At 62.7% G+C, this 19393-nt stretch carries 22 protein-coding genes and 1 riboswitch; of the genes, 11 read left to right on the top strand and 11 right to left on the bottom strand.

Annotated elements, in window-relative coordinates:
- Positions 1-40 precede the first annotated feature (40 nt).
- The 3 genes from serC (at position 41) to CJ178_RS26605 (ending at position 3416) form a co-directional block, all read left to right on the top strand.
- Positions 41-1168, top strand: coding sequence for a phosphoserine transaminase (serC, locus tag CJ178_RS26615; RefSeq protein WP_033234102.1), 1128 nt, complete (start codon positions 41-43; stop codon positions 1166-1168).
- A 190-nt stretch (positions 1169-1358) separates the two neighbouring features.
- Positions 1359-2333: a septation protein SepH gene (gene sepH, locus CJ178_RS26610; protein WP_095888373.1), complete on the top strand. Its 975-nt coding sequence runs from the start codon at positions 1359-1361 to the stop codon at positions 2331-2333.
- 90 nt (positions 2334-2423) lie between these two features.
- A complete protein-coding gene (locus CJ178_RS26605) occupies positions 2424-3416 on the top strand; it encodes a DUF6928 family protein (protein WP_072782607.1) in 993 nt (330 codons plus the stop codon).
- Between the two features lie 23 nt (positions 3417-3439).
- On the opposite strand, the gene CJ178_RS26600 is transcribed toward CJ178_RS26605, so the two are convergent.
- Genes CJ178_RS26600 through CJ178_RS26590 form a run of 3 tightly spaced genes read right to left on the bottom strand, consistent with a single transcriptional unit; the run spans position 3440 to position 5137 of the window.
- A complete protein-coding gene (locus tag CJ178_RS26600) occupies positions 3440-3694 on the bottom strand; it encodes a DUF2537 domain-containing protein (protein WP_095888372.1) in 255 nt (84 codons plus the stop codon).
- Positions 3694-4500, bottom strand: a complete 807-nt coding sequence (locus CJ178_RS26595) for a TrmH family RNA methyltransferase (protein WP_033234365.1) — start codon at positions 4498-4500, stop codon at positions 3694-3696. Before CJ178_RS26595 ends, CJ178_RS26600 begins: the two co-directional genes overlap by 1 nt.
- Positions 4501-4531: 31 nt before the next feature.
- Complete coding sequence (locus CJ178_RS26590) at positions 4532-5137, bottom strand: TetR/AcrR family transcriptional regulator (RefSeq protein WP_095888701.1); 606 nt, start codon at positions 5135-5137, stop codon at positions 4532-4534.
- Between the two features lie 70 nt (positions 5138-5207).
- Between CJ178_RS26590 and CJ178_RS26585 the strand changes: the two genes are divergently transcribed.
- Positions 5208-5756 carry a hypothetical protein gene (locus tag CJ178_RS26585; RefSeq protein ID WP_095888371.1) on the top strand — a complete coding sequence of 183 codons (549 nt, stop codon included), beginning with the start codon at positions 5208-5210 and terminating at the stop codon, positions 5754-5756.
- On the opposite strand, the gene CJ178_RS26580 is transcribed toward CJ178_RS26585, so the two are convergent.
- The 3 genes from CJ178_RS26580 to CJ178_RS26570 all read right to left on the bottom strand — a co-directional run bounded on the left by CJ178_RS26580 (position 5740) and on the right by CJ178_RS26570 (position 9087).
- A complete protein-coding gene (locus CJ178_RS26580; RefSeq protein ID WP_095888700.1) occupies positions 5740-7047 on the bottom strand; it encodes an MFS transporter in 1308 nt (435 codons plus the stop codon). The two genes, CJ178_RS26585 and CJ178_RS26580, sit on opposite strands and share 17 nt — an antisense overlap.
- Before the next feature lie 90 nt (positions 7048-7137).
- A complete protein-coding gene (locus CJ178_RS26575; RefSeq protein WP_033234097.1) occupies positions 7138-7569 on the bottom strand; it encodes a MarR family winged helix-turn-helix transcriptional regulator in 432 nt (143 codons plus the stop codon).
- A gap of 63 nt (positions 7570-7632) precedes the next feature.
- A complete protein-coding gene (locus CJ178_RS26570; protein WP_095888370.1) occupies positions 7633-9087 on the bottom strand; it encodes an NCS2 family permease in 1455 nt (484 codons plus the stop codon).
- A 115-nt stretch (positions 9088-9202) separates the two neighbouring features.
- Here CJ178_RS26570 and CJ178_RS26565 point away from each other — a divergent pair, with 115 nt between their 5' ends.
- Entirely contained in the window at positions 9203-9457 is a 255-nt protein-coding gene (locus tag CJ178_RS26565; protein WP_092806589.1) for a DUF2530 domain-containing protein, read from the top strand.
- Positions 9458-9464: 7 nt separating this feature from the next.
- On the opposite strand, the gene CJ178_RS26560 is transcribed toward CJ178_RS26565, so the two are convergent.
- From CJ178_RS26560 to CJ178_RS26550, 3 genes are all read right to left on the bottom strand, one after another.
- Entirely contained in the window at positions 9465-10019 is a 555-nt protein-coding gene (locus tag CJ178_RS26560; RefSeq protein WP_033234094.1) for a phosphatase PAP2 family protein, read from the bottom strand.
- Between the two features lie 10 nt (positions 10020-10029).
- The gene (locus CJ178_RS26555; protein ID WP_095888369.1) at positions 10030-12702 is read right to left on the bottom strand and encodes a sacsin N-terminal ATP-binding-like domain-containing protein; all 2673 of its coding nucleotides are present in this window, start codon (positions 12700-12702) and stop codon (positions 10030-10032) included.
- 68 nt (positions 12703-12770) lie between these two features.
- Positions 12771-13583: a DUF3027 domain-containing protein gene (locus tag CJ178_RS26550; protein ID WP_033234092.1), complete on the bottom strand. Its 813-nt coding sequence runs from the start codon at positions 13581-13583 to the stop codon at positions 12771-12773.
- Positions 13584-13621: 38 nt separating this feature from the next.
- Here CJ178_RS26550 and CJ178_RS26545 point away from each other — a divergent pair, with 38 nt between their 5' ends.
- The 3 genes from CJ178_RS26545 (at position 13622) to CJ178_RS26535 (ending at position 16694) form a co-directional block, all read left to right on the top strand.
- A complete protein-coding gene (locus CJ178_RS26545; RefSeq protein WP_095888368.1) occupies positions 13622-14458 on the top strand; it encodes a glutaminyl-peptide cyclotransferase in 837 nt (278 codons plus the stop codon).
- Between the two features lie 71 nt (positions 14459-14529).
- Positions 14530-16206 carry an MFS transporter gene (locus CJ178_RS26540; protein WP_179300846.1) on the top strand — a complete coding sequence of 559 codons (1677 nt, stop codon included), beginning with the start codon at positions 14530-14532 and terminating at the stop codon, positions 16204-16206.
- A gap of 2 nt (positions 16207-16208) precedes the next feature.
- Positions 16209-16694: a DUF2771 domain-containing protein gene (locus tag CJ178_RS26535; protein ID WP_033234362.1), complete on the top strand. Its 486-nt coding sequence runs from the start codon at positions 16209-16211 to the stop codon at positions 16692-16694.
- Between the two features lie 67 nt (positions 16695-16761).
- Here CJ178_RS26535 and CJ178_RS26530 read toward each other — a convergent pair whose 3' ends face one another.
- Positions 16762-17175 (bottom strand): cold-shock protein, encoded by a 414-nt coding sequence (locus CJ178_RS26530; RefSeq protein WP_165826321.1) that lies wholly within the window; start codon positions 17173-17175, stop codon positions 16762-16764.
- A 234-nt stretch (positions 17176-17409) separates the two neighbouring features.
- Here CJ178_RS26530 and CJ178_RS26525 point away from each other — a divergent pair, with 234 nt between their 5' ends.
- The 3 genes from CJ178_RS26525 to CJ178_RS26510 all read left to right on the top strand — a co-directional run bounded on the left by CJ178_RS26525 (position 17410) and on the right by CJ178_RS26510 (position 19103).
- A complete protein-coding gene (locus CJ178_RS26525; protein WP_033234089.1) occupies positions 17410-17637 on the top strand; it encodes a membrane protein in 228 nt (75 codons plus the stop codon).
- Between the two features lie 33 nt (positions 17638-17670).
- Positions 17671-18060 carry a YccF domain-containing protein gene (locus tag CJ178_RS26520; protein ID WP_045069009.1) on the top strand — a complete coding sequence of 130 codons (390 nt, stop codon included), beginning with the start codon at positions 17671-17673 and terminating at the stop codon, positions 18058-18060.
- Between the two features lie 254 nt (positions 18061-18314).
- A riboswitch (cyclic di-AMP (ydaO/yuaA leader) is annotated at positions 18315-18534 on the top strand.
- 8 nt (positions 18535-18542) lie between these two features.
- Positions 18543-19103, top strand: a complete 561-nt coding sequence (locus CJ178_RS26510) for a transglycosylase family protein (RefSeq protein WP_033234087.1) — start codon at positions 18543-18545, stop codon at positions 19101-19103.
- 88 nt (positions 19104-19191) lie between these two features.
- Here the strand turns inward: CJ178_RS26510 and CJ178_RS26505 are convergent, their stop codons facing one another.
- Positions 19192-19380, bottom strand: coding sequence for a hypothetical protein (locus CJ178_RS26505; RefSeq protein ID WP_033234086.1), 189 nt, complete (start codon positions 19378-19380; stop codon positions 19192-19194).
- Between the last annotated feature and the right edge of the window lie 13 nt (positions 19381-19393).

Below are 19393 nucleotides of genomic sequence, written 5' to 3'. Positions count from 1 at the left end.
ACCCGGCAAAGGTTCCTCGACGTTTAGGACGCACTGACCAATGGCTGACGCTACCGCCCCGATCATCCCCGCCGATCTCAAGCCCGCTGACGGACGCTTCGGCTGCGGTCCTTCCAAGGTTCGCCCCGAGCAGCTGCAGTCCCTGGTCGACGTGGGCGCTTCGGTCTTCGGCACCAGCCACCGCCAGAAGCCGGTCAAGAACGTTGTCGCCAGCGTTCGTTCCGGTCTCGCCGACCTGTTCTCCCTCCCCGAGGGATACGAGGTTGTCCTCGGCAACGGCGGAACCACCGCGTTCTGGGATGCCGCTGCATTCGGCCTCATCCGCGAGAAGTCGCTGCACCTGACCAACGGCGAGTTCAGCTCCAAGTTCGCTTCGGTCGCCAAGGCCAACCCGTTCATCGGTGACCCGATCGTCGTCTCCGCTGATCCGGGCAGCGCACCGGCACCGGTCTCCGACCCGTCTGTCGACCTCATCGGCTGGGCACACAACGAGACCTCGACCGGTGTTGCGATCCCCGTCTCCCGCCCCGCCGGTTCTGAGAACGCCCTGATCGCCATCGACGCCACCTCGGGCGCCGGCGGACTGCCCGTCAACGTCGCTGATTCGGACATCTACTACTTCGCTCCGCAGAAGTGCTTTGCATCGGACGGTGGGCTGTGGATCGCACTGATGAGCCCGGCCGCCCTCGAGCGTGTCGCAGAGATCAAGGATTCGGGACGCTGGACCCCCGACTTCCTGTCCTTACCCATCGCCGTGGACAACAGCTCCAAGGATCAGACGTACAACACTCCGGCACTGGCAACGCTGCTGCTCTTCGCCAACCAGATCGAGTGGATGAACAGCAACGGAGGCCTCGACTGGGCCACCGCACGCACCGCCGACTCGTCCTCACGCCTGTACAACTGGGCCGAGGCCAGCGAGTTCGCAACGCCGTTCGTCGCTGATCCGGCACACCGCTCGCAGGTTGTCGGCACCATCGACTTCAACGACGACGTCGACGCAGCCGAGGTTGCAAAGATCCTGCGCGCCAACGGAATTGTCGACACCGAGCCGTACCGCAAGCTCGGCCGCAACCAGTTGCGCGTCGGCATGTTCCCGGCCATCGACCCCGAAGATGTCACCGCTCTCACCAAGAGTATCGACTGGGTCGTCTCGCAGCTCGGCTGAGCCACGCCTGTAGTTCTCGTATCACGCCGCCGGCCTCGACTCCATCCGCGAGTCGAGGCCGGCGGCGTGATTGCGTTGATATCCGTACGCGACCGGTCTGCCGGGAGTGTCCTGCCGGGCTGGTCATCACAAATGAATTACAGTTGACTGCGGCGCAAAGTCGCGAGCCGGCGCGATAAGGGAGGTCAATGTGCGAGAGCTTCGAGTGATCGGACTTGAACCCGATGGATCGCATGTGGTGTGCGCCGACGCCGAAACCGGCCAAAAATTTCGACTCCCTGCCGACGACAAACTGCGCGCAGCGTGCCGGGGTGATGTAGCTCGACTCGGCCAGATCGAGATCGAAAACGAAAGCCAGCTCCGCCCCCGCGAAATCCAGGCCCGTATCCGATCCGGCGCTTCCGTCCAGCAGGTCGCCAAGGAAGCCGGCATCCCGGTCAGCAAGGTCGAGCGCTACGCATACCCCGTCCTTCTCGAACGCTCCCGAGCAGCAGAAATGGCGCAGGGTGGGCACCCGATCCGTGACAACGGACCCACCGTGCCGACGCTCGCAGAAATCGTGACTCACGCATTTCGTGCCCGCGGCCACACCATCGACGACGCCACGTGGGATGCCTGGCGCGACGAGGACAATCACTGGGTGGCTCAGCTGCAATGGCAGGCCGGGCGCAGCACCAACGCCGCACATTGGCGCTATCAGCCGGACGCGCACGGTGGAACCATCGTCGCGCTCGACGACACTGCATTCGACTTGATCGATCCGGATTTCGGCCGCCCACTGCGCGGTCTGGCACCGGTGGTCTTCGAGCGTCCCGAACTGTCACGGATCGATAACAACTTCGAACCGGACGAAGAAGTCAACCCTGAAGCCGAGACTCACGACGCTGTCACGGTTGTCACCGAAATACCCCCAGTCGCGGAAATCCCGGCTCGGGTAGACACTCCGACTAGCGTAGAGACGCCGGCTCGCATGGAGACTCCGACGGTCAAGGCAGAGGTCGAAGCCGAGCCCGAGCCGCAGATAGAAGAAGAAACCCCGGAACCTGCCGAAGACGTCACGCCCAAGGCAGCGCCGCAACAATCGTCGACCAAGGACAAGCGCGGAAAGCCCGCCCTTCCGTCATGGGACGACGTTCTCCTCGGTGTGCGTAGCAGCGGCCGCTGACGCTCCCGCCCGGAGCGGACCGGAGGCAAGATTACCGGCCGATTCGTCGTATTCTTCTAAGCAGCGAGGGTTCAGGAGAGAGGGCGATCGGTGGCTGCACGTGTATCAACAATTTGGTTTGTCGACAACAATGACGTTCGCGCTGAACTGAGTTTGTACCCGCAGCCCGACCAGGCCGCGGCACTCGCGATCGCGCAGCGACTACACCCCGGCAAAGAGTTCGAGTCTCTCGGCCCACACCCGCTGTCGATCGCTGCGACCGTACAACCCGGCTATCTCTTCATCGGCACCTACGAGAACATCAGCGTCGTCGCCAGCGCAGAGTTGAGCGCGTGCCTTCCGTCGGAACTTCCTGAGTCCTGGCTACTTTCGCCGCACGCGCCGCTCACCTTCCTGGTCAGCTCGTCACCCGACCGCGCGCAAGGGTCCTTTGCCATCTGGGAAAACGGCCAACTGCGACGCTCGTTCAGCGCACTCCCGATCGACATCGTCGAGAACATCGGCATCCCACAGACTTGGGAGTTGCCCTACTGGTCGGGCAAGCACCCCTTGCGTTACCCCCCAGGCATTTTGCCCGATCCGCAAGCACTGCCGTTCCACCCCCAGCAGTTCGCCGAGGCCGCCAACGCGGAATGGCTGGGATTCCGATACACGGGTGCGCCGCACGAGGGCGATCTCGACAAGACTCAAATCCTGTTGTGGGGATTCAAGATTCACCAGAAGTCGGAAGCCCCGAAGGCGACGGTGCCGACAACCGAGCAGCCTGAGCAGGCTGAGCAGGCGCAGCAGGCAAAGCCCAAGCCTCCAGCACCCGAACCAGTTGAGATCCCACAATCAGCTCCGACACCCGTTCCGCCGGCAAAACCGGTTGCTGTTGCGCCCGAACCAGATCCACCGATAACAGAACCGAAGGCAAGGGAACCGAAGCCCCCGACACCCGTCGCAGCTGAGCCCCCTCAACCTGATTTCACCGACGCGCCGGAAGTCCCCCGGGCTCAAATTCCTGAGGCTCCAACTGCTGAGGCTCCAACTCCCGAGCCGAAGAAGCGAAGCCGACTGGCCCGATACTTCGGCTTCCACTGAGCACTCAGGCGGCCACTGAGCAATCAAGCGAGCGCGGCTACCCACCCCAACGGAATACCCGCTACCGCACCGTAAACCACCCATCGCCAGATGGGGACGGCCCGCCACCGCCACACGGTGGGAGCCAGGCCCGCCACTGCGATGACGTTGACCGCAACGGCAAGAAACACGTTGACGTGTGCCAGGCCCTGGCTGAACGCGCCTACCGCGGCAGTGGACAGCATTGCGGCAAAAATCGATACCGCGACACCGGTAAACCAGGGAGTTCCGGTCGGCATTACTGCCGGGTCCTGACTCGTTCATAGAAGGCCATTGCGGCGGCGGTGGCGACGTTGAGTGAATCCGTACCCGGCGCCATGGGGATCTTTGCGCGAATATCCGTCGCACGCATGGCATGTTCGGTCAGGCCAGGACCTTCGGCGCCGAGCAACAGGGCTACCTTGTCTCCGGTCATCGCTTCGGCCAGCGTCACGGCCTCCGGATTGGGCGTGAGCGAGATGAGCTGAAAACCGTTGCTGCGCAGCTCTTCCAGGTCGTACGGCCACTTCTCGACATGGGCAAACGGAACTCGCAGTACGTGCCCCATGGACACGCGGACCGAGCGGCGGTACAGCGGATCGGCACAGCCCTTTCCGAAAAGTACGGCGTCGACTCCGAGCCCCGCGGCGTTGCGAAACATCGAGCCGAGGTTTTCGTGATCGTTGACGCCTTCGAGAATGGCAATTGTTCGGGCGTCCTGCAGGATTTCCGAGACAGCCAGCGGCGTCGGCCTGGCAGCCGCGGCAAGCACTCCACGATTGAGATGGAATCCGACCACTTCTGCCATCACCTCCGCACTGGTTCGATAGAAGGGAACATCAACACCGTCGAGGTCCTCGGCAAGTTCCTGCAGTCGGCGATCGACTCCGAGGAGACTGATCGGCTCGAAACGCGAGGTCAGCAGTCGCTGGGTGACAAATACCCCCTCCGCGATGACCAAACCCTTTCCTTCGGGGAGGTCGGGTCGGCGATCGGAGGAGTTGAGATCGCGAAAGTCATCCAACCGGGAATCGGCTGGATCTGAGATATCGATGACGTGAACCACGGCTTCTATGGTGCCGTATCGGATGCCGTCCTCAGTCACTGCTCCCGGCTGCGGTGATCAGCGAATCGAAATGGGCGTCGAGCACTTCGGTGATTGCGGCCGGGTTCACCCTCTCCGGATTGTTGACACCGTGCGCGGCAAGCCCGTCGACCAGCGCGTGCAGGCGCATTGCTTCGCTGTCGATGGAACTGCCGGACCGAAGAAAACCTGCATCACTCAACGCCTCGACGAACTGACGGAAGTGCCCGAACAGGGTTCGATCCGTCCGCTCCCGGACCACCGCCAAGTCCGGTTCTGTTCGCGATGCCGCGGCGAATGCCTCCCAGACCTGCATCTCTTCGCGGCGGTCGGCGTCGAGGGGAACAAATTGTTCGGCAAATTGCCGTATCGCCCGCCTGATGTCGGGATCGAACTCGATGCCTGCGATTCGATTCTCGACGCGGACGGAGACCAATTCCATGGCAAAGAGCAAGAGCTCGGATTGAGTCGCGAAGAAGTGCCGCAAGGAGCCCGTGGACATGCCCGCCTCGTCGGCGACGGTACGGACACTGGCGGCGGCCATTCCGTCGCGTCTGATCACACGCCAGACCGCTTCCGCGATCTGTTCACGGCGCTCTTCGGAACTGGGTCGTTTCACCACTTCACAAAAGTAACACAGCTGTGCTAGTTTCCAACTACTAACACAGTCGTACTAGAAATGGGTTCCCATGATCGTCACACTCATCGTTGCCTGCGAGATCATGTTCTGGGTTTTCATCGCCGCAGGATTGACTGCTCGCTACCTGTTCCGGAAACCCGGCGTCGGCGCTGGCCTCTTGATCTGCGCTCCCCTGGTCGACGTCGTACTTCTGGTCGCCACAGCCCTTGATCTGCGCGGCGGCGGGCAGGCAAACGCCAGCCACGGACTGGCGGCCGCCTACATCGGTGTATCCATTGCGTTCGGGCACAGCCTCATCTCGTGGGCCGACGCGCGATTCGCCTACCGATTTGCCGGTGGACCGAAGCCCGTCGCGCCTCCGAAATACGGGACGCCGCGAGCGATCCGAGAGTGGCGTGAATTCGGGAAAGCAGCATTGGCCTGGGCAATCTCGTGCGCCCTGCTCACCGCCGCGATCGTCCTTGTCGGCGACGCCTCTCGCACCGAGGCACTGAGCAGTTGGGTCCGCACACTCACCGTGATTCTCGCAGTGTGGGGAGCAATCGCCCTGAGCTACACCGTTTTCCCGAAGAGAGAAAAGCTCACGGTGCGCGGTTAGCTTCCACCGCTTGCTCGGTCGCATCACAGACGACGGCAGGACGCAGGTCGAACACCGGCAGGCGTCCGCCGTCGTCGGGCATTTTCAACCGAAGTTTGAGGCCTTCGCTGCGCAGGAGATATACCCCCGCCAGGGAGGCGGACACCAGCGAGATCGCGCCACCGATGATCAACGGTGCCCGCGGATCGACGGCGTCGGCCAACCAGCCCAGCATCGGACTGCCCAGTGGGGTGCCACCGAGGAAGCTGAGCATGTAGATACCCATCACCCGCCCCCGCATCTCCGACGGCACCGACATCTGCAGGATGTTCATCGCCGACGTCGTGAAGGTCAGTGTCAGTGCGCCGGTGGGAATCAGCATCAACGCCACCAGCGGGTAGGTGGGCATCAACCCGACAGCGATTTCGAAGAGACCGAACGCCGCTGCCGCGCTGAGGAACGTGCGCAGCCGCGGAGCGTCCTTGCGTCTGGCGGCATACGCGGCGCCGGCCAAGGTACCGACAGCGAGGGTAGTGGAGAGCAATCCGTAGGCGTCGGCGCCGCGATCGAACGTGGTACGCGCCATCACCGCGAGGCTGATCGGAAAGTTCAGGCCGAACGTCGAGACCATGAAAACCGACACCATGATGACCCGCAGGTCCTTACGGCCCCACACGTATCGGAATCCGTCACGCACCTGCCCCTTGGCACGCGGCGTGGGTTCCGACGGGATCAATTCCTTCGCATTCATCAGCGCCAATGCGACAAGCACACCACCGAATGTCGCAACGTTGAGCAGGAAAACCCAACCCGTACCGATCAGATTGATCAGCACCCCGGAAATGGCCGGACCGATAATGCGTGCGGTGTTGAAAGTCATGGAGTTCAACGCAATTGCGTTCGACAGATGCTCTTTACCCACCATTTCGATGGTGAACGACTGGCGCACAGGCGCATCCACAGCCGATACACAGCCAAGGGCAAACGCGATCAGATACACGTGCCACAGAGCAACGAACCCGCCGACGTCCAGGACGCCCATCACCAGGGCGCACAACGCGCTCGCCCACTGCGTGAAGATGAGAATGCGCCGCTTGTCGTACCGATCGGCAAGGACACCGCCCCACACGGACAAGAACAGCGTCGGCCCGAACTGCAATGCCATGACGATGCCGACTGCCAGTGCATTACCGTCGGACAGCGTCAGAACCAGCCAGTCCTGAGCGATGCGTTGCATCCACGTTCCGACCAGGGACACGATCTGCCCGGACGCCCAGAGACGGTAGTTTCGGTTGCGGAGTGCGGCAAACATGCCGGATTCGGGGTCACGGGGCACTACCCCATCTTGCTCCTGCGATCATTCGCGTGAGCAACTACCTCACCGCGACACCATGGAAAGCGGTTATTCGGAGGCGCTGACGATCTTTGTGATGATCTCGACGGCACCGCGAAGTGTTGCCAGATCTTCGGCGCTCAAGTCAGAAAGTCGCTCGTTCATCCAAGCCTCACGCGCGTGGGTCTCGTCAGCGAGTAGCGCATTACCTGCGTCGGACAAGCTCACGATGATCTGACGACCGTCCGTGGGATGGGGTGAACGCTGCACCAACCCCAGTTCTGCGAGGGACGCCACCACCCTGGTCATCGACGGCGGCTGCACCTTCTCACGCGCCGCGAGTGCACCTGGGGTCATTGGTCCCTCTTGCGAGAGTGTCGCCACAGCCGAGAGCTGTGTCAGGGATACCTGCGCGTCGGCCCGTCGTCCTCGCAGATGCCTGCTCAGACGCACAACCGCCAATGACAGATCACTGGCGAGCGCTCGAGTTTCGGTGGTCACGCGAGAACAATACGTCAACAACTGGCCGGTAGCCGGGTTATCGGTTACCAGCCAGTTGCAGGTTTACGTCAGTGCGTCGGTAATCGGCCCGACAGTGAAGTACGCGACGAACAGTGCCGCAACGATCCACAGCAACGGGTGGATCTTCTTGGCACCGCCGGTAGCAGCGTGCAGAACCACCCAGGAGATGAATCCGACGCCGATGCCGTTGGCGATCGAGTAGGTGAACGGCATCACGATCATCGTCAGGAACGCGGGAAGCGCAACCGAGAACTGCGTGAAGTCGATGTCTCGGACCTGACCGATCATCAGTGCGCCGACGATGACGAGGGCCGGCGCTGCGGCTTCGATCGGCACCACCGAATACAGCGGTGTCAGGAACATCGCGACCAGGAACAGTAGACCCGTCACAACATTTGCCAGGCCGGTCCGAGCGCCTTCCGCGATACCGGACGCCGACTCCACGAACACCGTGTTCGACGACGCAGACGCGCCACCACCGACGATGGCACCGGCGCCTTCCACGACGAGCGCCTTACCCACATTGGGGAGGTTGCCGTCCTTGTCCGTCAATCCGGCTTCCTTGCCGAGTCCCGTCATCGTGCCCATGGCGTCGAAGAAGTTCGCGAGAACGAGTGTGAACACGAGCAGGCTGGCTGCCAGAACACCGATTCGGGTGAACGCGCCGAAGAGACTGAAGTCCCCGACCAGGCTCAGGTCGGGCATGCCACCGAACATGTCGGGGATCGCGGGAACGCTGAGGTTCCAGCCCTTGGGGTTGGTTCCGAGCGACGGTCCGACCTCTGCAACCGCTTCGATGATCGCAGCCAGGACGGTCGTGGCGATGATGCCGATGAGCAGGCCACCACGAACCTTGCGCACCACGAGCACACCCATGATGAGAACACCGAAGATGAAGACCGCAGTCGGCCACGACGCGATGGAACCGTTGATACCGAGCCCGACGGGGACCGTCGTACCTGCGGCGTCTGGGATCCGACGGACGAATCCGGCGTCGACCAGACCGATGAACGCGATGAACATGCCGATACCGGCGGCAATGGCCGATTTGAGTGCATTGGGAATCGCGTTGAACACGGCGGTCCGGAAACCGGTGAGCGCCAACACGACGATGATGATGCCGTCGATGACCACCAGGCCCATGGCTTCCGGCCACGTGACCTGCGGGGCGATCGTGACGGCGAGCAGGCTGTTGATACCGAGGCCGGCCGCGATCGCAAACGGATAGTTCGCGATGATGCCGAACGCGATGCTCATCAGACCGGCAACCAGGGCGGTGACCGCAGCCACCTGGTTGACCGGCAGAATGTTTCCGAGGACGTCGGTCTTTGCGACGGCGTCATCCGCCGAGAAGCTACCGAGGATCAGCGGGTTGAGAACCACGATGTACGCCATCGCGACAAACGAGACAACACCGCCGCGAACCTCCGTGGAGATCGTTGATCCGCGTTCACTGATCTTGAAATACGTATCGAGAATTTTCCCGGGTGCCGCCATCTTTTTCCCATCGCTGTCATAGGTCGCCGGTGTTCTTGCGCCGCCGTGTGCCGGCGTACGAAGGCCGGTCGCATAAGGGAGAGTAGGGCACAGGGGTACGGGTAGCGTTAATTTTGTGAACGAGACGCCCAACACAACAACCGTTATCGACCGTTTGTCCGCACCGGCGCCGGCTCTCGTCGTCGGCACGCTGGCGTGGGTGGTCGCTACAGCCGTGGTCCTCCTCAGCGGTGATCGCTGGTCGGGAGCACTGCCCATCTGTTACGCCGGGATCGGCGTCGGATTCCTCGGCTACAGCCTCTTCTGGCTCCAACGCCGCGCTGCCCGCCGAGGCCGTCGAGGTGCCCAACAGGGCGCCGGACTGCTCTGAGAAGCGATCAGACCGGCTGTGGTTCGCGGCGGCGCTGTCGCGAGCGAGAGGTTCCCAGGATCCACACACCCGCCCAGATGACACCGAACGCCCACCCTGCGAGGACGTCCGTCATCCAGTGCGCCGCGAGGTAGACGCGGGAAAACCCGACAGCGACGGTGTACAGCGCGAGCGAAACAAGCATCGTGACTCGAACGAGCGACGGCAACGTCAGCCGAACGATCACAGCAGCCACCACCGTCGCAAGAATTGCCGTCATCATGGCGTGCCCGGACGGGAAAGAGTACGAGTCGATCTCGATCAGGCGCTCCGGAACCGGTGGACGGGTTCGCGTGAAAATACGCTTCAACCCACTCATCACCAGCAGTCCGGTCAGCATGGAGCCCGCCACGAGGAGAGCGTCGATGCGCCGACCGCGCATCAACAAGGTGATCGTCAGGACCGTCGAGATGATCCAGGCGGCCAAGGTTCCACCGCTGTCGGTGATGACGTCCACCACATCCACAAGCCACGGCGTCCGTTGGTCGACTGCAGAATCAAGTACCCACTGATCGAACGACACTGTTCCCCCCTCATATCCCCTGCGCAGCTGCCCACACACGCATCACGTGATGGATACCGTCACCGTCCACCCACCACGGCACACTCACCGTGGCCTCCACGGCGCCGGTCAACCGGACGGAGAGTTCGTGATGAATCACTACCTCGCCGCCGGGTACTTCCCGTCCGAGCGCCGCAAACATCAGGACCGCGTGCGGCTGCGCCGCCCATGAGCTTCGCACGCCCGTGCTCACGACCTGACCGCCTACGACAGACGATGCCGTCGCGACATCGAGCAAATCCGCCAGTGCTTCCGCCGTCTCGAAGCTACCCAGAACAATTCGTTGTGTCGGCAATGCCGGACCGAGCCACGGCCGATCGAGAACCAATGCATCACCGGGGTCGACAAGTTCACCGGACAGCCCACGAACGAAGCTCGGCAAGCTCAACTCGTCCAGATCGAGGACGCGCCGCCGCGAAGCGTCGGCCAGCAAGTGGTGGGTTCGGGCGATGACGGCCGGTGCGGGCATGCGCAGTGGATCCGCGAGCCGATCGAGCAACAGCTGAGCCAGTTCCGGATCGTCGACGGTATCGGACGCCAAGACGGAGCTCAGATACTCGCTGCCAGGATGGTCGGCGACATCGAGGAGATCCTCGAACGTGCGATCGTGTGGTGCGCGCAGCAAACCCAGTATCTCGCCGCCCAATTCGGCGTGCGAGCGCAGCCACCACGCCGTGTATCCCCGACGATCCTCGAGCAGGGTTCTCGTTGCCGGTGACTCCAGCAGCAGGGTCAGCGCATCTGCCCATCGGTTCTCGTCGACCAAGTCGAGGTCACGGACCGCCTCGATGTACTCGGGGTCCTCCCCCAACGTGTCCCACCACTGACCCTCGGAATCGAGATCGTGATCGGGTCCGGACGGCAACTCCTCACGAAACACGGTGAAACCCCAGCCGGCGCCGACGACGCGCAGGGCCTGCTCCCCCACCTGTTCGACAAAGCTCGGCTGCACTGTGCCAAAAGGTGAGTCGTCGACCAGGACAGTCGCCAGTGGTGCGCCGGGCAGGAGCAACTGGTCCGCGGAGCACAGCTCTCCGTCCGAATCCGGTAGCAGCACTTCGCCGATCCATGACGGCGCGGCGCCAGGCGCGACATGCGCGGCGAGCGAAAGAACCGTCGACGCCAATTCCGTTGCTACGGAATCATCTTGGTCGGCAGCATCCTCGATCAGCGCGCGCAACGCCGGGTCGGACAACAGATCCGTCGCCGTGGCGCTCGTTGCGCCCAAACGCGAGAGCAGGGGGTGCGATGCCTGCGGGTGTACAAGCCGGGTCCAGGGCACCGGCGGCACCGAATCGCCGAGTTCGGTACCAAGAACCACCGTTCGCGGACCGGTGACAATTCGTCCGTCCGACAGCGGAACCGGTAGCGTACCAAGCTCTTCCACCGCCAGAGCATCGACGACCAACGGCTCGAGCGCCGCGTACAGCCGGTACCACCACGACGGCTCCTGATCGAGTCCGCTGAGCAGTTCCGCGATGCGCGCCAACCCGATCCGATGTGTCGACACCGCCGCCAAAGCCCGCTCATGGCGAGGTCCGGAAAGTTCGGGAACAACCAATCCGCCGATGACGTCGGTGAGCAATTCCGCCAAATCGTCGGTGAGACCAGGAACAACCGATGCCCGCTGCGGCGCCCGGTCAGGTTCCCCCACAACCGGAAGCCAGGCGTTTTCCTGAAGTTCCTTCAGAAGCGCTTCCCGCAGAAGAGAATCCACTTCACTTCGCGCAAAAGCCGGAACGGGCACAAGCGCTGTGCGCTGATCAGCCGGCAACGCACCGACAAAGTTCGCGTAGCCCTCGGCCAGCGCGGCAATCGACGTGCCTGGCAGTATCCGTCGCCGATCCGGTTGCATTGCAATATCCGCGACGACAAGCGCCGGGACGGACAACTCCTCGTCGGATCGCGTCGGCGCCCGCAGTACGTCTTCGGTGACCGGTGCGACTACTCCGCTTTTAACCGGAACTATCCAGCGGGCCTTGGCGCTCTGGTACTGCCACCACACCTGCGTGCCGATCGAGATTTCGATCAGCCCGGAGTCCAGTAGACGCTCGGTACGCTCAAAGATTTTGTTGCCCAGCCGAATAGACGTCAAACCCGGTAGCTCGAGGAGCAGATCCACGGCTTCACGTGCCATCCGAGACAACAGGGCGCCGCCGTCGACGTCGTCGCGGAGCGTGAGCACTACCTCCGAATCTGCGCCGGCGCGTGGCGACGCCTCCGACGGCCACACCAGACGCAGGGCCGGCACTCCCGACTCCGGAACCTTCAGACCGGCCTTCTCGATCTCGCTTCGAGTTTCCTTGGCGGAGAATCGAATCGAACCCGAAGTCGACCGCAGCTCGAGCTCGTCACTGACCGAACGAACGGCGGAAAATCCGACGCCGTAGCGCCCGACAACACCATCGGTGGAATCGATCTTGCCCGAAGCACGAAGAGCAGTCAGTGCATGAACACCGTCCTCGTCGAGCGGTCGACCGGTATTGGCAACAGTCAGCACCGAACCGTCGAGATCAACCCACAAGGAACCAGGCGCCCCGGCCCGCAGCGCCGCGTCGGCAGCGTTCTGTGCCAGTTCTGTGAGCAACCTGTCGCGGTAACCCGCTGCAGCCAAATCCGATTCGGTGGCCGCGTCCTCGCGCAGACGCGTCGGCGATTCCGCCCACGCGCGCAGCGTGGCGTCGCGGAGCGCGCCGGTCCCGAACGGATCCCCTACTCGGTGGATACCGAACCCGAATCTTCGGTGCCCGCGGCAGACGTGCTCGACATCTCGACGGCTCCGTCGTCGTAGGCGTCGAAAGCCGGAGAGCCGGCGCCGAGCGGAAGGCTGGTGTCGGAATGCGCGCCGCAGCCGTAACTCGCGTGGACGACGCGGCCGTCAGCGGACAGTTCGTTGCCACACACGCCGAACGCGGCGTGCAACGAACCTGCCAGCGGAAGATAGAAGCCGCACAGCCCACAGGTCGACGGCGCTGCCTTCGCCATGTCGGAGTCTGGTCCGAACTCTCCCTCGGACCATCGTGTAGCCGCGTCGAGCCGGCCCTCGAGGCTCATGACCTTCTTGCGTCCTAAACCCAGTTCCAAGGCGACGTCGTCGACCTCCGGGTCGCCGTTGGCGACGTAGCCGGGAACCAATCGCGGATCCTGCGCCGGCGGAGCCAGCAGGTCGCCTGGCGACAGGTCTCCGGGACGAATCCGCTGATCCCATGGAAGCCACTCGGGCGCAACCAGTGCGTCCGGTCCGGGTAACAACGCCAATTCGCTGATGGTGGCGCGAGTATCGTCTGGACCTGCGGCAACAACAACAGCCCACTGCCACCCGCGGTAGCCGGGAAGGTCTGCTGCAAAACGATGGGTAGCGGCGAATTCATCCTCCGACGTGACGCCGAGGTATGCACCGACTCCGCCTTCGCGCAGCTCTACTACAGCTGCTCGGGCAAGATCGACGGCATCGGCCAGTACGGGGCGCGGCACTGCACGCTCAGGAGAAGTAGCAACACTCACTCCTCCAGTTTGCCGCACCACCACAAGTACGCAACGCACAGGGCTGCGATGCTGGACGGATGAGTAGGTCACGCGCCGGTTTCGTCAGCATCGCCTCAGCGCTCGCAGTGATCACATCGGGTGTTGCGGGGTGCTCGACAACGGATGAGGGAACGCCCGATTCCGGGGCCGACAACTTTCCTCGACAGCTCTCCGCCGAGGTGATCGAGGTATACGACCACGACGGCGGAGCCTTCACCCAGGGGCTCGAGATCGACGGAGACAGACTGTACGAAAGCACCGGGCGCGTCGGAGAATCGTGGGTGCGCTCGACGCAGTTCGACGGCACCCCGGTCTCCGGTCCCGATATTGCCCGTGCCGAGTTGCCGCCTCCACTGTTCGGTGAGGGCATCACCGTGATCGGTGACGACCTGTGGCAATTGACGTGGAAGAACGGCGTCGCGATTGTCCGCGACAAGGACACTCTCACCGAGCGCGGCCGATTTCCGCTCACCACCGAGGGCTGGGGGATCTGTGCATTCGAGAATCAGTTGGTCACCAGCGACGGCACGTCGACGCTGGTGTTCCGCGATCCGGACACATTTGCGGTCACCGATTCGGTGGAGGCCACTCGCGGCGGTCAGCCGGTCGCAGATCTGAACGAACTGGAATGCGCCGACGACGGAACCATCTACGCAAACGTCTGGCAGACCGACACAATCGTTGCGATCGATCCAGCTGACGGGCACGTGAGCGGCGTGATCGATGCATCACCGCTGCGCAGCCGCCTTGATACCAACGGATCCGCCAACCCGGTCGACGTCCTCAACGGAATCGCCCAGATACCCGGAACCGACCGTTTTCTCCTGACCGGAAAGTATTGGCCACAGATCTTCGAAGTTCGATTTGTCGAGTGATTTCCAACTTTCCCCTCGACTCGTCAGGGGTGTGCGTGGTCGCAGATCACGGACTAGGACAGAATTGAGTGGTGACCGGACCGCGCGAACCCTACGACCCCGATACCCGGCGAATTCCCGACGAATCCGCAGGGCAGACTTTGCATCCCGGTTACGACAATTACCCACCGGCGACGCGGCCGTCGGCGCGTCGTGCGCCGTTACCTCCGCTTCACCCGATCCCCGGCTCCCGTGACGACGCCGGCGATGGCGACGAGGCCAGAAATTCGGGCTCGAAGAGCAGTTCCGACGCGCCCAAAGCCCCGCCGATGCCCCGCAAGCTCACGGTCACGCGAGTGGCCGCGATGCGCAGCCGGGAACTGACGAACAAGGGCATCGCTACGTTCCAGCGCGCCGCAAAAGCCGACGGCGCGGACAAGTCCGGCCTTACCGCGTTGACGTACGCGGTGATGACCAACAACGCGACCGACGCAGCTCTCGCGGTGGCCTTGGCAAATACCCTGTTCTTTTCCGCTGCCACGGGCGAGGACAAAACGAAGGTCGCGCTCTATCTCCTGATCACCATCGCTCCGTTTGCGGTTATCGCTCCCCTCATCGGACCGATGCTCGACCGATTGCAGCGGGGCCGCCGAATCGCACTGGCGGCGTCGTTCGGACTTCGTACCGTGCTGGCGCTGATCCTGGTGTTCAACTTCGACAGTTGGATTCTGTATCCGGCTGCCCTCGGCATGATGGTGCTCAGTAAATCGTTCTCGGTACTCAAGAGTGCGGTGACTCCACGTGTACTGCCACCGGAAATAGACCTGGTCAGGGTCAATTCTCGGCTCACCGTGTTCGGGTTGATCGGTGGAACCATCGGTGCGGGCGCTGTGGCCGGCGCACTCGCACTCGCCTTCAAATCGCCTGGTGCCCTCTGGTTCGCCGTGGTCGTGACGGTGTTCGGCGCCTACCTGAGCATGCGCATTCCGTCGTGGGTCGAGGTGACCGAAGGCGAAGTTCCCGCCACCATCACCTATCACCCGGACGAACAACACACAGCAGGCGGCGGACGCGCTTCGGGCATCAAGAGCGCAAAAGTGCGTCAGCCGCTCGGACGCGCGGTCATCATCGGGCTGTGGGGCAACGGCACCATTCGCGTTCTCACCGGCTTCCTCACGTTGTACATAGCGTTTGTCGCCAAATCCAAAACGGACCACGAGCCGTTGCAGCAAGCAATGATGCTCGGCCTGGTCGGCGCTGCCGCAGGGCTGGGCAACTTCGGTGGCAATGCTGCCGGTGCGCGACTCAAACTGGGGCGACCGGCCCTCGTCGTCCTTCGGTGCACCGCGTCGGTGTGGATCATCGCCGTCATCGCGGCTTTGACCGACAACTTGCTGACGGCCGCGCTCGCGACACTGATCGCGTCCGCGGCGAGCGCCTTGGCCAAGGTCTCTCTTGACGCGTCGCTGCAGCACGATCTGCCCGAGGAATCTATTGCGTCCGGTTTCGGTAGATCCGAAACCGTCCTCCAGCTCAGTTGGGTGCTGGGCGGGGCGTTGGGCGTTCTGCTGCCTACTGAATACTGGATCGGGTTCACTGTTGTCTCGGTGTTCTTGACGATCGGTCTGCTGCAGACGTTCCTGAGTTACCGAGGCAGCTCACTTCTGCCCGGGCTCGGTGGCAAGCGGCCTGATCTGGCCGAGCAAGAAGTGACCGAAGTGATCTACACCGGCAAATCCGATCGAGGACAAGGAAGTACTCCGCAGTGATCATGCGCGCAAGAACAAAGAAGATCGTGGCAGCGGTCAGTGTCCTGATGGTGGTGGCGCTGGTTGCCTACGTCTCGGTTCTGGTCGTGATCATCAAGAACATCAACGACGAGCCCGATGGGCTCCCGCAGATCACCGCGTACGCGCACGGTCGCACCATCGAGACTCAGCCTGCCGGGTTCTGCACGATCGACCTGTCACAGTGCGCGCAGATCGGCGATGTGTACGAACTCGACGTGCCCGAGGGATACCCGTTGCAGTTGTCGTTGTCGAAGGAAGTCTCGGACGCCGAGTGGGCGATGCTGGCAGTCTACGAAGACGCCGACGGCAATCAGACCGGTGAGCCTCGATTCTTCGGGGCCGGTGAATCGTTGGCAGTCACCGTCGAAGCCGAACCCGAGAAGCAACTGGTGGGAGTGGAGATCCACCTTGCTGTCGGCGAAGGTAGCGAGCAGGGGCTACTGATCTGGTCGATCAAGACAGCCTGACCGCTGACATACAAAATGCCCTGCACGTCCCGAGAGGAGTGCAGGGCATTTTCTTGTCTCGTACCGATCAGCTGTCGAGCTCACGCGCCACGGCGCGGACAACCTCGGAGATCCGCTGCGCGGTCTTGCGGTCGGGGTACTTGCCGTTGCGCAGGTCAGGCTGAACCTTGGCCTCGAGCAGCGTGATCATGTCTTCGACCATGCCGTGCAGTTCGTCCGGGGTGTGCTTGCGAACAACCGGCTCACGTCGCTGCGCCGATGCGCCGCGCAGCGACGGGGCAGGCTCGAGCACCTTCAGACTCAGCGCCTGCGGACCGCGTCGACCGGCAGCCATACCGAATTCGACTTTCTGGCCTGCTTTCAGACCCTCCACACCTTCGGGAAGGGCAGACGCACGTACATAGACATCCTCCCCCTCCTCCTGCGACAGAAAGCCGAAACCCTTTTCGACGTCGTACCACTTCACCTTGCCGGTTGGCACCGCGTTCACCCGCTCATCACTCGTCTGGGACTGGCGTCCCACTACTTTCGGAAGGCTCGCGTACGAGCCTCGATGGTCCTGCTCGCATCACCCCGGACGAAGTAAACGACTCCGGTCGAAGAATGCAAAAGAACGCGCCCCGAACTTGCTTGACGGGACGCGCAGTCGCCTCACAGTCTACCTGTGACGAACCGGTCTCGGCACCCACGTTTGCTGGGCACTACCCTTGTAGATGTGGACACTCAACCGAACCCGAGCACTTCCGGCACCGGAAACGGCTTGTTTCGAGTCGCGATGGGGTTGTTTTTCATCGGACTCCTCGCACTCGTCGCCATCTTCGCGATCAACATCTTCAGCGACACACCGCCGGGGTTGGCGCTGTACTTGATCTCCTTGGCGTGTCCGGTCGGTTTTCTGCTGGCCATCGTCTACACCTTGAGGGCGGGTCGTCGCGCCCGCTGATCTCCCGTCACCCCAACCGAAAGGTCACCGACCATGAGACTTCTCCTGAACGTAATCTGGCTGGTCTTCGGTGGATTCTGGTTGGCCTTGGGTTACTTCGCGGCAGGCATCATCTGCTGCATTCTGATCATCACGATCCCCTTCGGTATCGCCGCGTTCCGAATCGGCATCTATGCCCTCTGGCCGTTCGGTAAGACCGTCGTCGACAAGCCGACTGCTGGTGTCGGTTCAATGGTCGGCAACGTCATCTGGGTGATCATCGCCGGTATCTGGCTGGCGATCGGCCACATTGTCACGGCGGTGGCAATGGCAATCACGATCATCGGCATCCCCTTGGCCGTCGCGAACCTGAAGATGATTCCGATCTCGCTGATGCCTTTGGGCAAGGAGATCGTCGACGTCAATCGCGTGAACTACGCATAGCTTCCAATCGCCCACCGATAACGGTGTGACCTTCATCACATTACGGGTGGATAACGGAATAGCCACAAGAGAACCTTCGCTGCGGAATCCTTCACTACCTGGGAAGAGTCCCCTGCGCTTTCGCGGCGGGTTTGTATCCCATTCGGCGCGCCGCGTTATCAAATGGTGACATGAGCGGTGAGAGCCGTTACCGTGAATTCCGGCCGGGAAACTCCGGCCACCTCCGGCCCGCCGCGCCAAACCTTGTCCCGCGGGTACCGGAACTTCCCACTTTCGAGCATTCCAGGGACAAGGACGGGGGACCCAAAGTCCTCTGTGAGAGCAGAAATGTTCTCCACCTGACACCGGTTCGACAAACAACACATTCGAACCTTGGGGTGAAGCCAGACCCTTTCCAGCCAGGAAAGGCGAGGCCGGGCAACCTCTCAGCCCGAACCCGACAGCTGACCTCGCAGGCGCGTGTGGAGAGGAAATTCACGATCATGAGCGGACGCCATCGCAAGCCCACCACCGCAGGCCGCACTGTCGCCAAGGTCGCCGTCACCGGCGCCATCATGGGTGTAGCAGGAATCGCAGCCACAGGTACCGCCAGCGCTGCCCCCGATTCCGACTGGGATCGCCTCGCACAGTGCGAAGCGGGCGGCAACTGGGCCATCAACACCGGCAACGGCTACCAGGGCGGATTGCAGTTCTCCCCCAGCACGTGGAACGCACACGGCGGCGGCGAGTACGCAGCCACCGCAAACAACGCCACTCGCGAGCAGCAGATCGTTGTTGCCGAGCGCGTCCTGGCCAACCAGGGATGGGGCGCTTGGCCGTCCTGCTCCTCGAGCCTCGGCCTGAGCAGCGGCGCAACGCAGCGTTCCGCTCCGGCCACGACGCCGGCCGCACCCGCCGCACCGGCACAGCAGGTCGCTCAGACCGTCGCACATCCGGTCTCCGACGCAATCGATCAGGCCATTGCATTCGCCGAGGCCAACGGCATCGTCGTCGATCCCCAGATCCTTGCAGCAGCAGACACCGCGAAGTCTTTCCTGAAGTAGGACTGCGAACTGCGCGTTCCGCTCGAACGCACCCAGCTACGAAGAAGGCCCGCACCGATTCGGTGCGGGCCTTCTTCGGGTAGTGGATCTAGCGATTGATGACGGTGTACGGATGGATGTAAGGAAGTGACTCCACCGGTAACGGGAAGGTGGTGTCCTCGCCGAACGGTGAAAGTCCACCGGAGCGGGTCGATGACAATTCGGTCACTGCGTGATCTCCGTCTGCAGTTTCCGGCCATCCTGGATCTACATAGTGCTGCTTCGAATTGTTGGCCACGAAGCCATTTTGA

The organism is Rhodococcus sp. ACPA4, from assembly GCF_002300185.1.
GTDB lineage: Bacteria > Actinomycetota > Actinomycetes > Mycobacteriales > Mycobacteriaceae > Rhodococcus_F > Rhodococcus_F globerula.
The sequence above is the reverse complement of the archived record's forward strand: the minus strand, read 5'-3'. Positions and strand labels throughout refer to the sequence as shown.

Excerpts from the sequence above, each read along its gene's own strand:
- serC (WP_033234102.1), top strand. The coding sequence starts at position 41 with ATGGCTGACGCTACCGCCCCGATCATCCCCGCCGATCTCAAGCCCGCT.
- CJ178_RS26600 (WP_095888372.1), bottom strand. The coding sequence starts at position 3,694 with ATGCCGACCGGAACTCCCTGGTTTACCGGTGTCGCGGTATCGATTTTT.
- CJ178_RS26585 (WP_095888371.1), top strand. The coding sequence starts at position 5,208 with ATGATCGTCACACTCATCGTTGCCTGCGAGATCATGTTCTGGGTTTTC.
- CJ178_RS26580 (WP_095888700.1), bottom strand. The coding sequence starts at position 7,047 with ATGTTTGCCGCACTCCGCAACCGAAACTACCGTCTCTGGGCGTCCGGG.
- CJ178_RS26570 (WP_095888370.1), bottom strand. The coding sequence starts at position 9,087 with ATGGCGGCACCCGGGAAAATTCTCGATACGTATTTCAAGATCAGTGAA.
- CJ178_RS26545 (WP_095888368.1), top strand. The coding sequence starts at position 13,622 with ATGAGTAGGTCACGCGCCGGTTTCGTCAGCATCGCCTCAGCGCTCGCA.
- CJ178_RS26535 (WP_033234362.1), top strand. The coding sequence starts at position 16,209 with ATGCGCGCAAGAACAAAGAAGATCGTGGCAGCGGTCAGTGTCCTGATG.
- CJ178_RS26520 (WP_045069009.1), top strand. The coding sequence starts at position 17,671 with ATGAGACTTCTCCTGAACGTAATCTGGCTGGTCTTCGGTGGATTCTGG.
- CJ178_RS26510 (WP_033234087.1), top strand. The coding sequence starts at position 18,543 with ATGAGCGGACGCCATCGCAAGCCCACCACCGCAGGCCGCACTGTCGCC.